The 14,288-nt window shown below is 48.8% G+C and carries 7 protein-coding genes; 1 reads left to right on the top strand and 6 read right to left on the bottom strand.

Features of this window, described 5'->3' with window-relative positions:
- Positions 1-49: 49 nt before the first annotated feature.
- Complete coding sequence (locus tag PXY01_RS22875) at positions 50-2,065, bottom strand: extracellular catalytic domain type 1 short-chain-length polyhydroxyalkanoate depolymerase (RefSeq protein WP_127571011.1); 2,016 nt, start codon at positions 2,063-2,065, stop codon at positions 50-52.
- Between the two features lie 374 nt (positions 2,066-2,439).
- Complete coding sequence (locus tag PXY01_RS15830; RefSeq protein WP_127571013.1) at positions 2,440-3,405, bottom strand: helix-turn-helix domain-containing protein; 966 nt, start codon at positions 3,403-3,405, stop codon at positions 2,440-2,442.
- Between the two features lie 317 nt (positions 3,406-3,722).
- On the opposite strand from PXY01_RS15830, the gene PXY01_RS15835 reads away from it, so the two are divergent.
- On the top strand, positions 3,723-4,808 hold the full coding sequence (locus tag PXY01_RS15835; protein ID WP_127571015.1) for a tyrosine-type recombinase/integrase: 1,086 nt from the start codon (positions 3,723-3,725) through the stop codon (positions 4,806-4,808).
- A gap of 6 nt (positions 4,809-4,814) precedes the next feature.
- On the opposite strand, the gene PXY01_RS15840 is transcribed toward PXY01_RS15835, so the two are convergent.
- The 4 genes from PXY01_RS15840 to PXY01_RS15855 form a co-directional block, all read right to left on the bottom strand.
- On the bottom strand, positions 4,815-5,480 hold the full coding sequence (locus tag PXY01_RS15840; protein ID WP_127571017.1) for a DUF4085 family protein: 666 nt from the start codon (positions 5,478-5,480) through the stop codon (positions 4,815-4,817).
- 202 nt (positions 5,481-5,682) lie between these two features.
- Complete coding sequence (locus PXY01_RS15845) at positions 5,683-6,825, bottom strand: radical SAM/SPASM domain-containing protein (protein WP_127571019.1); 1,143 nt, start codon at positions 6,823-6,825, stop codon at positions 5,683-5,685.
- 73 nt (positions 6,826-6,898) lie between these two features.
- Positions 6,899-7,159: an acyl carrier protein gene (locus tag PXY01_RS15850; RefSeq protein ID WP_127571021.1), complete on the bottom strand. Its 261-nt coding sequence runs from the start codon at positions 7,157-7,159 to the stop codon at positions 6,899-6,901.
- Positions 7,160-7,176: 17 nt separating this feature from the next.
- Positions 7,177-14,283 carry an SDR family NAD(P)-dependent oxidoreductase gene (locus tag PXY01_RS15855; RefSeq protein WP_164744453.1) on the bottom strand — a complete coding sequence of 2,369 codons (7,107 nt, stop codon included), beginning with the start codon at positions 14,281-14,283 and terminating at the stop codon, positions 7,177-7,179.
- Positions 14,284-14,288: the final 5 nt, after the last annotated feature.

Raw genomic sequence — 14,288 nt, forward strand, 5'->3', positions numbered from 1 at the left:
AGCAGTTGCCCACATCTCCGCTTACACCTTACAATTCTCCTGGGTCTTTTTATGGCTCAATCCCCCATACCAGTGTGTCATCTTGATACAGTGTTACTTTGTTCCAATCTACGAATGAGGTCTTAGTTCCGTCGAAAGAATAATCGTTATTTTCATTAAAGTTCGACCAGTCAGACTTCGCGATTCGAATTTGAATTTCTCCAGTTTGCCCTCCTGGCGCGATTGATCCTGCGGCAGCGCTGAACGAAAGTTCAAGATAGGAATCAGCATTCGTTCCATTCGTGCTAACAATTGTACCGTTCACGTTAGATGCTCCGATCTGAGCGTAGTCCTTGTAGAAGTTCAAGCTTGCGTTACCGTCCTTCGTAAAATAATAACGCAGCTTCAAGCTGTTTAAGCTGACAACAGATGTACCCGTGTTTTTAATGTTGAACGTCGCATAAATTTGATTATCCGTTGCATTACCGTTGTTTAATTTGTATTGTGCGATAAGTGTTCCGGTAGGTCCGCTGCTTCCGCCTCCTGTCGGTACAGCGCTAGCTTGTGAGGAGTTAGCGCTCTGACCGGCTGCATTCGAAGCGCTCACAACATAATAATAGGTCGTTCCGTTCGTCAGATCCGTATTCGTGTAGCTGGTTGCCGTAATTCCCGTTGCGACGTCCGTATACGGTCCACCGCTAGTCGCAGCTCGTTTCACCGTATAGCTCGTCGCCCCGCTTGATGCGTTCCAGCTCAAAGCGACTTGTGCATTGCCGGCTGTTGCTGTAAGTCCTGTTGGCGCTGCTGGTGCTTGTACTTGCGTACTCGACGTAGGCGTTGCACTTGCTTGATTCGAATTTGCGCTCTCGCCAGCCGAGTTCGACGCACTAACGACATAGTAATAGGTCGTTCCGTTCGTCAGACCTGTATTCGTGTAGCTGGTTGCCGTCACGCCCGTTGCAACGGTCGTGTATGGACCGCCACTAGTCACAGCGCGTTTAACGATGTAGCTCGTTGCACCTGACGAAGCTGACCAGTTAAGCATTACGCTTGCATTGCCAGCTGTTGCGGTCAGATTGAGCGGAGCAGCTGGTACGGTCGCTGTCCCCCCGCTGCTATTGAGTCCAAGGAAAGCAATAGAGTATGCCACCATTCCGGACTGTGGTATATAGTGGCCAACGCCTTGTACACTAATTGCTTCGACTGGAGGTTGAGCTGAATTACTGCCATAGCGGGTACGAGTCCAAGAGGGTTGGGGGCTGTCCGATAGAACAGGAGTTGAGGAGACGCCATGTAAATTCGTCCATTGCTTAATTTCTTCAGCGAAATTGTTGTAGTGTAGTGTGGTATCCTCTGTGCCGTGCCAAACCTGCATCCGTGGATAGCTGCCGCTGTAGCCGGGATAAATGGCACGGGCTGCATCGCCCCACTGCTGAGCGGTTTTGGAGATTTGGCCGGTTGAGCACTGGCTGTTCCAGAAATTGGTGGCGGAACCGGTAGCGAAGCAAGTGGCTGGGACACCCATGAATGCCGTTCCGGCAGCGAAAACATCTGGATAACTAGCGAGCAGCACATTGGTCATCATAGCACCAGAGGAAGCGCCCATCGCGTATATTCTGCTGCTATCGATGTTGTAATTCGACTTGGCCCACGACACCATCGACATAATGCTGACCGGATCACTGCCCCCGCCCCGCGTCAATGCTTGCGGGCTCCATACATCGAAGCAGTTGCTGTATTCCCTATGGGTACTCTCAGGAAAAATGATGACATATCCATATTGCTCGGCCGCTGTGACATAATCACGCGCATAGCCGCTGTACATACCGGACGCATTGCCGGAACAATAATGTACAGCCACCAGTAAGGCTGGGTTTGCAGACAGGTTGCGCGGCTCGTAGACATACATATTTAGCCCGCCTGGATTGTCCCCGAACGAAGTAATGCGCGACAAGGTTCCGGGTGTAACACCCGCTGGCGAAGCCGATGCTTTCTGCGCGAATGATGGGGGAATAAGAAGACTTATGCATAGCAGGAGCGCGCAGAACAAACTTATCGAGCCTGATCTTCTTCTTGTAAGCAGCATTATGATACCTCCTTCGATAGGATAGATTCTGGTTTCGCTCCAGTCCGTTGAAATACCGTCCTCCTTTCTTTTCTATGAGATGTAATTATTACAAATATATGTTAGTTTATATCAGCCCCAAATTGAACGAGACAAAATATAGATTTTACTGCGATAATTTAATACGTTGCTCAACTTTAGTAAGTTTACATAATGATATTTATGTTATTTTATCAGCTCTAGTTGACATAGCTTATATTATGTAAATTAAAGTTGTTTTAATCGATCTCAGAATAACACCTATTAATTCACAACATAAAAAGGCCGTTTAATTAAAACGACCTGAACTTGCACCCCGAATGCGATTACTCGATATGTCGGAAAACGCCGATCTGTTAATCAATTCGTGACATAATCCATTCTTGAAGCGTCATATTTCTTTCTTTTGCTTTGCGGGTCAGTTCCCTCCTCTTCTCTTCGGACAAATACAACGTGACGGGCAGTAAGCCGGTATCGATGAGCGTTCCGTCGTATTTCGGTATAATTTCTCCTGACTTCAGGAACAGCTTCAGCTTATCAATTAAATCTGGATGGGTTGCTGGCATGACGCCGTCTAACACACATTTGCGGACTTCGGCTACTAATCGTCCATCTTCGTTCGTCAGCTTCAAATTGGCTGGACCTGCATGTTGGAACAACGCTTCTATAATTGCAAAAATAATAGAGTCTACCGATTTCGGAGTTGGGAACTCAAATCGGGCGTAACCATATCCATTGATGGGTTTACGCTCCGCAATGGTAAGCGATGGCTGCCATCCTTGCGCCATCGCCTCGTCGTAAGCGAGAAGCTCGTCCTGATACGTTCGAAGCACTGCTTCGATTTTGCGGTTATTGATTCGCTTCAGCTCCACAATTCTCGCAAGTACTCCATCGCGTTCAAACGGCTGGTACAAGAACAATCCGGTACGTTTGTCGTAGATCGTTTCAGTTTTTCCGGCATCTGGATATTCTCGCATATACCGTTCGAGCTCTTCTTCTTTAATAAAATAGGTTCGTTTCCCCCGGTATTCTTCTTCATAAAAGGGTATTTTACCGTCCTTTATCAGCTTATGTACATAGGTAGCCGATCTTCCGAGCCGTTTGGCCGCCTCAACCGAGGTCAAATCGGATTTCACGTAATTCTGCTTGAACTCCAGCACGTCACGGAGACGGAAGCGGTATCCACCATCCCCTCGATGGGTCGAACGATTGACAGGCTCTAATCTCTTGCTCGGATCTTCATGATTAATGATCTTATATAACGATGTAGTTGTAATTCCGATCTCTTGAGCCGTTTGAACTAAGTTGATATATTCAGTCATGTTCTATCTTGCACCTCAGATAATTTTTATACGCCTATTCTAGCTTGTTCTCTTTTAGTTTATTTTAACACAATGAAGCAAAGATGTCCTATTTATAGTCATTTAAATATCACTTTTTATTTATTAAGAAAAGAAAACTTAAAGTTCGAAAAATAGATTCATTTAATAAGTATTGGAGATAATTAAGTTTAAACAAAAAGAATGTACAGTTATTTTTGATTGAATAGAATAATAGATCTTCATATGAAGATATAACTTTCGAGGTCATTATTTGCTATAATAGAAAGAGGTAAACCTAAACTAGGCGGTAATATTATATGAATAAACTACTCGTACAGGATAAACAATCAATATTTAAGTCTCTTCTATTTATTGATTACACTAATCGCAATGAGTTAATCAACGCTTTGACAAACAACAGCCATTATGTTGATTTGCGCAGAAGTGTATCAGCTTATGAGGATGAAGATGGAAACTACGATTTTTCTCAAGTATCGAATATAGGAATGGTTTATTTGTACGTCCATAATCGAGACAAATCGAGGAAGCCCAAAACTAAAGAAGATTACATAAGGATGCTGGTCGCTTTCTTGCAATATGTGGCGGTAATTGGTAAGGACGATATTCGGCAGCTCTCGCGCTTCGATATGGAGACGTTCCAGAATCATCTCGAACAACAGTATGCGAAATCGAGCACGCTGGCGAAGAAAGTCGTGATCGTCCACTCTTTTCTAACGTGGTGTTATGAGGAAGGTTATCTGCAGAAAAATATTGCGCGCGGCCTCCGTCCGGTCAAGCTTGTGAAAGAGGAAATTCCGGAACGAGACATCGACGAGCTGGATTTGAAGGACGCAATCGCGTTTTATGAGGACAATCCGAAGGTGCAGTCTCTCCTGCTTATATTGGCAACTAGCGGTATGCGGTTGAATGAGGTGATAACGCCGTGCTGGAAGGACTTGTATTGGGATCGGCGTCAGAGAAAGCATTATCTCATTACACGGACGAAACGGGATAAAATCCGTCACGTTCATATTAAAGACTATGCTCTTCAGGCATTGTTGGAATATCGGAGACGGGTTGGACTGCGGACGGAGCTGAACAGCGAAGACGACAGCCCCTTCTACCCTAATCGCCTCGGACGGCGTTATTCGTTATCGAGCTTATCGACTTATCTGTCGAAGTGTATTGAGGATGCTGGCTTAACGACGGTTCATGGTCATCGGGTTACGCCCCATTTTATGCGGCATTATTTTGCACAGACTGCTTACGCCAAAGGAGCGCCGCTGGATTGGATCTCCGAAACGGTTGATCATTCGTCGACTAAGATTACGAAGGATAACTATTTGAGCCGGCAGCTGAAGAAGGATCGCGACGTGAGCGATTTTGTCGACATTAAATGGTGAGATGAATTAGGTGTTTTGTGGAAGAACTTCAATCGTAACGTTATCCGCTGCTATGATAAATTCCATTAATGGACATTCAAACAATACATGAAGCTCAAAACCAGTGTTCGTCAGATACACCTCATCGTACAGCCAGCTGCTGTTCGGTTTCAGGTCGGCTGGCTGTATATGGCTCACACCTGTAAAAGTGATGATGACATTCGTATGGTAATGAAATGCCCCCTTGCAGTCCAAAGTTATGCTGAATGTGTCCTGCGAACGTCTCTCAGTCGAAAGCACTCTCGCATCATGCAAGGTTTTTTTACACAATTGAACGACATTGTCCGGGAGCGATTCTCTAATCGCCATATAGTGGCCGTGGTATTTCTCTCCTAACGCTCTCGATTGTTTCCGAGTTTTCTCTACCCATTGTTTGGCCATTAATTTAAGCTGTTCGGATGGGTACTGGGTTGTTAAAGTCCCGTCAAGGATATATGGATGAAACGCATCGGGCAAATATTTCAGAAACTTAGACTTGTCGCGTTCAAGTGTAAGCCGACTCATTTCTTCAAAATTAAATCCTTCGGCTTCATAAAGCGATACTTCCTCTTCCCACTCCTCTTTCGTCTCGGGGAATTGCAATAAGCATGATAGTTGTAGTTCCTCAAACCAATCCTTCGTGAAGTATTTCACTTCGCATCCCTCGTATCGATTATAGATTAATGATGTATCTCTACCTATTAATATATCGAAATAAGTCTCTTCGAACGTTCATCAAGGCAGCCCTTCACACTTTGCTCATAGTATACGTGATCTTCTCTTCCTTGGTAAAGAAAACAACCACCGTCATCAACGATGGTTGTTTTCTTCGGATCTGCACATGGCTGCTTCGCAGTTAGAATGATTCCGGATCGGCGAACAGACGCGTGCACCGGTTACACATCATAAGATTATCATTCCGTAAATAATCGCGGAAGCGAACCGCTCGTTCTCCTTCCCATATTTGTTCAAAGCTGTCCTGATAAATATTACCGAGCTTGTAGTCGGGCAAATCGACACATGGATATACGTCGCCTGTCCGCCGAATGATCAGCTCGTGCCAGGGCGCTACACATTTGGATCGGCCGAATACATTATCAATGTCTGTATAATAGTCATGAATATCAACATAATCGGAATAGTCGACGCGTTCTGCGGCCCAAATGTCCTGCAGGTCGCGCTTCAGCCATTCGGTATCGATCGGAATCGAATCCTCCACGAATCCCTGCCATGCCGGAGAGACGTCACAGTCAAGATGCTCTTTCATTTGCTTCGCATATGCACGTCCCCGTTGCTCTGTCGTGTAGAGCAGCGGAGCGAAATTGACCGAGATGTCGCGGCGTTTCGCCCATGGATTTTTCGTATCATGGAGCACAACCGTTGCATCCTTGAACCGTTCCCGCAGCGCGGGGATAAAGTCTTTGGCGCTTTTGTAGTTAGACGTAGATAGCACCATGTTAATGCTGATGAAAGGAAACATTTTACGGCGGCGTTTCTTCTCAGCGATTAGCGCCTCGATATTATCACAAATCGTCTGATAGCTCCCCTTGCCGCGAATCGCATCATGAAATTCCTCTGGACCATCGATCGATATGTTAACGACGACCGTATTTTCGATTAGGAACGGGATGCGATTCTTAATTAAGGAACCGTTCGTATTGACGTAGACATTCATTCGTTTGCTGCGCAAATGCGAAACAAGCTCCTCAAAGTGTTTATACAGCATAACTTCTCCACCGGTTAGAATAACTCCGATTGGATTGCGGCTCTTCGGAATGTTGTCGATGAACCGCTTCAGCACCTCAATATCAAGCTGCTCTCGAATGACCCGCTGCGGCTCTTTAAGCGCCCAGCCCGTATCGCCCCAAATGTGGCAGAAGGAGCAGCGATAATTGCAAATTTCGGATGGAAATATCGTCAATTGTTTAAGAACCGGCGTTAAGCTCTGCACGTGCTCGATCAGCTTATCATCTCGAAGCGTTCCGGCGTTCGTCCACATAAGGTGCCACCTTTCCTAATGAGAAGATTGGGTATTGCAGCTTCTTCTACTAAATGACATAGATGCGGGCACGCTAAGCCGTGTTTTGCATCGAAGCTTCGACGTATTGGACAATATTATTTAAGGTTAAAAAGTTTTGATACTGCAAATTGTCATCCTCCCAGGAAACGTCGAATTCCATTTCAAGCGCAAGCACTAGACGGATGAACGTAACGGAATTGACGCCGAACTGGGCCAAATCCTCATCAGGTCCAATCTCCTCTAATCGCTCAGCCTCATCTCCGAGCACTTCCTTCAACAAATCCATCACCTTATCACGAATAGCTGTTGTCATACGTACTCCTCCTCTGTTTAGTTAATAGCCCGTTCTGCAATTGCATCGAGCTGGGCGGTAATCATTTGCTGAAGTTTCAATTCCTTCTCGGCAATTTGGGTGAGCCGGTCCGCTCCAGACTCGAACACTTCCGACCGATAAACGTCGCCGTACATGTAACGGGCCATCCCTTTGCGTACGTACTCCCAGTCCGTCAATATACTGTTCAGAAGTGCCTGTTCCTCCTTCGCCTCAGGCAGCAGTGTATGGAGTCTATATAGCTCGACACGCTTGGCTGCTGTCGCATCATTCAGGAAGGCGATGAACCGGTCAACATGTGGACGTAAGCTATTGTCCTCTGCTGTCAGCCGGATGTAATCTGCTTGAATACGGCTAAGCGCCGACAAGCTTTCTTGCAGCAGCAGCCGCCCTTTGTGCCAGCATCGCGCCCACTGAATAACGGGATCAATAGTCGAAGCTGAATCATTTGACATCGGTTCAAAAAGGTAATGCGTCACTTCATGTTCCCCTGTACGAACGTATCGCTCAACGAAGCTGTCGAACGCATTTGCCAGATCAGTAAATGGCAGCGTTCTTCTTCGATACGATAAGTTCTCCAATCGATCATGCTCGACGACGTGGAACAGCCTCTCCCTGCGGTCATATCCGAATACGAGCAGCGTATGATCAATATGCCGTTTGCCGAATGCGTCCTGTCGAATAGACAGCTCATAGCAGTCAACCCAGACGACGGCCGGTTGGCCGGAGGACAAGCTAACTAGCAGTTCATTCACAATGTCACTGCTGCCGTAGCGAAGCTCTGCCCTTATGTTGTTGTTCGTGAATAATACCTCCATCTGCTGGATTGCGTCATAACGTACAGCGAAATGACCATTGTTCTCCTCGTATAGAATCAGATCGTTAGCTAAGAACGGCGCGATGCTTCGTCCAAAGCTGCGGATGACGGGAAACATCGAGTTGTAGAAACAGTTCCGGTAAAAAATGTCGTTGAACGGCTCGATGTTTGGCAAAATTAACGTTTCAGCCAGCACTTTCCCATTCGTTGGTTCAAATGTCTCCTGTCGTTCTTGTGAGATAGATTGTGCAGGCGTCGATAAAGTCGTTGCTTGAACATTTGGCGACTGGACCAAGGTTCGAGTTTCTAGGCTCGGAATATCTATTGCCGCTTCACCACAAGTCTTGCGAATGTGGCTTGCTAACGCAGCGAGCGAACGATACTGATACAACTCGTCCGCATCAATGTCGATGTTAAGTCTTGCAAGCTCTCTCTCCAGCTCGATCGCAAGCAGTGAATGTCCGCCAAGCTCGAAGAAATCGTCATCGACGCTAAGCTCCGATAGACCTAACAATCTACCCCACAGCTGCCCAAGACTATCCAGAAGCGGATCAATGTAATCTGAAGAAGCCCCCTTCAGCACAATGTTTACCGGCATAGGATTGGACAGCTGGCTAGTTGAGGCTTTCATGGTGGAGACCGCTTCTGTCGGATTTGAATGTGTATCCGATTCAATCCAGCATCTTCTTCGTTGGAATGGATAGACCGGGACGCGTACCTTGCGAATCTGAGTATGTGAGTGTGAGTACAGCTTCATCCAATCGACTTCGGCTCCTGAAATGTACAACCTAGCAAGCTCGAACAAGCTTTCGGCACCAATCTTCGAGAAACTGCCGACTGAATCTAGCAGTGTTGATGCCGCTTCAGAAAGCTGGCGGTGCTTAGCTGCAGTTATGAGTCCGTCAGTCTCAGTATTTCGATCCCCCGTGACGATTTTATGATAACCTCGAAAAATATTAGGTGGATCATGGGTCACCTGCGTTGAACTAGCAGTAAGTCGTTCAAATTGCTGGAGCTGCTCCAGCAGCTCACGGCGGCTGTAGAATACGAATGCAGCCCGATAAGCATAGTGCCCTCTTCCTATGTTCGCGGTTACACAAATTTCGTCGATCGAATCAACGCTTTCGCTCAAGAAAACCTGGTAACGAGTCACTAGAGCCTGAAGAGCCGACTCCGACTTGCCGGACAGCGTTAGAATGCGCCAGCCTTCCGACTCCTCGCTTGCTGGAGACGATCGCTCTATCCTCTTCGGTGCTTCCTCCAGCACGATATGGCAGTTCGTTCCGCTGAAGCCGAATGAGCTGACGCCGCAGCGCCGCGGCATTCCGTCCTCTGTCTCCCAAGTTTGCGGGCGGTCAACGACGTAGACGGGTGATTGCGCAAATGCGATATTCCGGTTCGGTCGCTCAAAGTGAAGCGTTGGCGCTAACTGACCATATAGGAGCGAAGCGACAGCTTTGGCTAGTCCCGCTATACCGGCTGCACTGTCGAGATGACCAATATTCGATTTCACCGAGCTGATTGCACAGAATTGCTTTTTGTCCGTATAGCGTTCGAATGCTCGCTGTATGCCATCGACCTCAATTGGGTCGCCAAGTTTGGTAGCCGTTCCATGCGTTTCGATGTAGGTAATGGTAGACGGATTGATTGCCGCATTCTCCCATGCTTGCGCAATGACCTTCTCCTGCGCTGCTGCATTCGGAGCCGTAATGCCGGCAGATGCTCCGTCTTGATTCATGGCGGAGCCTTTGATGACCGCATATATGCGGTCACCGTCCTCCATTGCTTGCTCCAATGGCTTGAGCAGAATGGCGACAGTGCCTTCGCCCCATACCGTTCCGTCCGAGCTGTCATCGAAGGCGCGCGTTCTATACTGAGACGACTCGATCCCGATCTCGAAGACGCCCTCTATCGGCATTAGGCAAGTCTTCACCCCGCCTGCAATCGCCATGTCGCATTCGCCGCTACGAATGGCCTGACAAGCAAGATGTACAGCGACTAAGGATGAGGAGCAGGCAGTATCGACCAAAAAAGCTGGCCCCTGTAGATCGAGCAAATACGAAATACGGCTCGCAATGAGCGACGGAGTATTGCCTGCTCCCGCGGCGTGGATGAGCGACGGATGCTTCTTCGTAATGTATTGTCCATAGACTGGCCAATCGGCATATCCGAGATAGACGCCGGTCTGAGTGCCGCTTATTTTTCCTCCTCCGTATCCTGCGTCTTCGATTGCTTCCCAGCATGCTTCCAGGAACAGCCGTTGATTCGGGTCCATGAGCGCTGCTTCTCGCGGAGAAATTCCGAAAAATTCCGGATCAAACTCATCCACACGCTCTAAATATCCACCGTAACTAAATCGCACATCGGTATCTGGTACATCGGTGAAATGCGAAATGAATCTGCGTCCGTCTGCTTGTCTATTCTCCGGATACGCACGAATCGATTCCTTGCTGCCGATCAAATTGGCCCAGAACGTTTCTAAGTCCGGTGCATCTGGTAGACGAACGGACATACCGATAATGGCGATATCGGTGGACACTTTTGTGTTACTGTCACTCTGTTTATCCGTTACGTCTTTTGCTTCGTCGATTAAACCCTTGTCCGTCAGAAATGCTGATTGCTTCGCAATCGTCGGATGGCTGAACAGGTCGGCAATCTTCGTCTGGCCAGGGAACTCCTCTTGCAGCCGCTCATGCAGCCGTGTGATTAGGATTGAATCACCGCCCAGATCAAAAAAATTGTCGTCTATGCCAAGCTCCTCGTAGCCGAGCACCGCCATCCAAGCTTGTGCTACCTTCTGCTCTACCTCAGAGTAAGAAGCGCCTTCTATTTTGCCTCTCAGCTTAACGGGTTTGTTTCGTTTACTCGAATTGGAAAGCTTATGAATCGATTGTGTCACTCTTTCAGTTGGCACAGTGTCGATTCGGAAAGGCAGTCGTTCACTCAGCGTGAAAAGCGCGCTCTCTCGATTCCATTCCCCAGTGATAACATGAGGAGCGTCCATATGGAGCAGCTGCTCAAACGCATCTAGCCCGTCATTTGTGCGTAAAATCCTGAATAGTTCCTTGCGCTCATCTGCTTCTGGATCTGCAGTTAGGACCGCCTGCTCCCAGGTCGGCCAACCAATAGAGAATATACGAGCACCTTCTGCACAACGAGCAGCAGCGTAGTGATCCAGCCATGCGTTAGCTGCCGTATACGGGCCAGATCCAACACCTCCAATAAGCGTGATAGCAGATGAGAACAGAATCAGAAAGTCCGGAGAATCTGAACGGGTCAATTCATCCAATAGCCGAGTGCCACGTATCTTCGCTGCTGTAAAACTATCGAAGTCTGACTCCGTCACCTTAACCAAATATTCCCCGCTCAAATTGCCGGCGGCATGCACGATGCCATTAATGCGGCCCCATCGCTGCCGAAGCAACCGCACCGCTTCACGTAGTGATCGTTCATCGGAGACATCGGCACGAATTATTTCGATCCGTGTGCCTGTCCATTCGATCTCGCGTATCGTCTGTATTCGATGTGCCGCGTCGGAATTCGGATCATCGGAGAGAATATAGTCCCAAACCTCTCGTGGAGGAAACTCAGTTCGATTCATCAGAACGATCCGTACGGCTCCCTTGGCTGCGATCCGCTGAGCGATTCGAAGGCCAACACTGCCTAATCCTCCTGTGATTAGGTATACGCCCTCTGACCTCCATACAAATTCAGGCTGATCTGCTGGATTATAATGAAGCACGCTCACCTTCTCGACATAACGCTGTCCGCTGCGCCATGCACTTGAATATGGTGCACCGTCATCTGCTTCGCGTGTCAATGCTGCGGTGAGACCGTCGACATCATCAGTACAATAGCCGTAATCAACCGTACGAACTCGGATATACGGCATTTCCCACTGAATGGATTTGCCCAAAGCGAATAACGCTGCTGCACTTGGATTCGTACAAGCTTCGTTGCCGTCTACCCTATAAACGCCGGCAGCCGCAAGAATAAGCTCAACCGTTTCTTGCCGATCCATGGCGGCCAGTGCTCGAAGCAGTCCAAGTACCAACCAAGCACCATAATCCAGCCTTTGTTCGGCATCAGTCTCTTCCTCTTCGTTCAGGAGCACAACAATTCTCTGTACAGCAGTTCCCTCCACTTGACGGAGAAAAGTATCAAACTGTGTGGCATAAGCCGATATAGGAGACAAGTTGCTATCATCTCTGCTCGTTGTCTCGTTAGTCAGTACGGCCTCATAAACGGACGGCTCTTGCGCCGCCATCGAGCGGCCCGCTGCACGAAGCCTCGCCGCAGCACGGGCTATAAGCGTTTGGTCCGTTCCTGCTATAAGAGTAGAAGGCTGTTCCATTACTAATAAAGAATTCGATACAGACTCCTTTCTCCACTCCAGACGGTGATACCGGCTAGGCGCTGTCGCATGCCCCTTAACGTCTGCTGCGTCATCAGGCCAATGCAGCCAGCATCGTTGCTGCTCGAATGGGGTAGCAGGTACATTCAATCTCGCCAGATACCGCCGCTCATACAGCTTCTCCCAGCGGATCTCCGCACCGGCTTCATATAATCTTCCTATCTCTTCTATTGAATGGACATAGAAGTCCTCATTGCGGAGAAGCTCGTTCAGCACATGATCGGCACGTTCATTCGCTTCAATAATTGGCGTAGTAGGTCCGTGGAGCTGTTCAACACTTAGTTCGCGCAGTTTCTTGGATACGTCATGTAGAGTGCTGGCCACTATCGCGATTCGATATGAATAATGGCCGCGGCTAACAGATGCAGTATAACAAAGCTCATTGAGCTGCATGTTCGGGTTCGCATCGATAAAGTCTGCATATTGACGTGCTAATAACAGCAGGGATGCTTCTGAACGCGCCGACAGCGGCAGCAATTCAACCTTTTCACTTGGCACTTCTTCTTCATTCTTAGCTGCAGCAGGAGCCTCTTCCAGCACCACATGACAGTTCGTGCCGCTAATGCCGAAGGAACTGACGCCGCAACGGAGCGGTGTATCTCCTTCTTCCCACGCAGAGAGGTGCGTATTAATATAAACTGGCGACAGGACAAAAGGAATTGTTCGATTTGGCCGCTCTATGTGGAGCGTCGGAAACAGCTGACGGTGCTTCAATGCTAGAACCGTCTTGAGCAGACCGGCTATGCCGGCTGCGTTGTCGAGATGACCAAGGTTGCTTTTGATGGAGCCGACGGCGCAAAACATTTTGCGGTTGGTATAGCGACTGAATGCGCGGCGGATGCCCTCCACTTCGATCGGATCTCCAAGTCGCGTGCCTGTGCCGTGCGTCTCAATATAACCGATCGTCTCGGGATCGATGCTGGCCTGCCGCCATGCCTCCGAGATCACATCGGCCTGAGCGTCCGCATTCGGTGCTGTAATTCCGACTGAGCTGCCGTCTTGATTGACGGCGCTTCCTTTGATTACGGCATATACCGGATCGCGATCCCGCAGCGCTTGGCTGAGCGGCTTCAACACGATCGCAACTGCACCCTCACCTGTTCCCGTCCCGTCTGCGGCATCGTCGAACGTTCGCGTTCTCGCCGTAGACGACTCAATACCGACCTCGAATTCCCGGACTGGCAGCAAATGCAGCTGAATGCCTCCAGCAATCGCCTGTTCACATTCTCCACTGCGCAAAGCCTGGCATGCCAAGTGGACGGCGACCAGCGAGGAAGAACACGTCGTATCGACAAGCAAGCTGGGACCACGCAGATCAAGCAGATATGACAGTCTGCTGGCAATAATCGGCTTGACGTTACCCGGCATCGCCATTGAGGCGGATTCCGGCTCGGCTTGGTCGATCATTCGTTTATATTCGGAGTCCGAGCCGTAGCCGACATACACGCCTGTTCGGCTCCCTGCCAGACGGCGGCCGCCCATACCGGCATCCTCAATCGCACACCATGCAGTCTCCAAGAACAGGCGTTGATTCGGATCGAGCAGACTGGCCTCCTTAGGCGACAGCTTAAAGAATGAATAGTCGAAGCGGTCGATATGCTCGAGAAATGCGGCCTCCCCATAATGAAGTGTTGATGGATCTACCCCCACTGTGCGGAAGTAACGATCCGTGTCGATGCGGCGAGAGTTAGGTAGCTTGCGGATTGCATCCTTTCCTACCCTCAGCAACTGCAGCAGCTCCGATTCCGAATTCGCATATGGAAGCCGCATTCCGATTCCGACGATTGCGATATCTGAATCGGTCGCAGGCTTTACTGCAGGCGCTGCACGCTTCACCATTTCCATGCTTTGCAGGCGAACCGTACCGAAATCCATCTTCA

The organism is Paenibacillus xylaniclasticus, assembly GCF_004001065.1.
Taxonomy (GTDB): domain Bacteria; phylum Bacillota; class Bacilli; order Paenibacillales; family Paenibacillaceae; genus Paenibacillus_T; species Paenibacillus_T xylaniclasticus.

Excerpts from the sequence above, each read along its gene's own strand:
- PXY01_RS22875 (WP_127571011.1), bottom strand. The coding sequence starts at position 2,065 with ATGCTGCTTACAAGAAGAAGATCAGGCTCGATAAGTTTGTTCTGCGCG.
- PXY01_RS15830 (WP_127571013.1), bottom strand. The coding sequence starts at position 3,405 with ATGACTGAATATATCAACTTAGTTCAAACGGCTCAAGAGATCGGAATT.
- PXY01_RS15835 (WP_127571015.1), top strand. The coding sequence starts at position 3,723 with ATGAATAAACTACTCGTACAGGATAAACAATCAATATTTAAGTCTCTT.
- PXY01_RS15845 (WP_127571019.1), bottom strand. The coding sequence starts at position 6,825 with ATGTGGACGAACGCCGGAACGCTTCGAGATGATAAGCTGATCGAGCAC.
- PXY01_RS15850 (WP_127571021.1), bottom strand. The coding sequence starts at position 7,159 with ATGACAACAGCTATTCGTGATAAGGTGATGGATTTGTTGAAGGAAGTG.
- PXY01_RS15855 (WP_164744453.1), bottom strand. The coding sequence starts at position 14,283 with ATGGATTTCGGTACGGTTCGCCTGCAAAGCATGGAAATGGTGAAGCGT.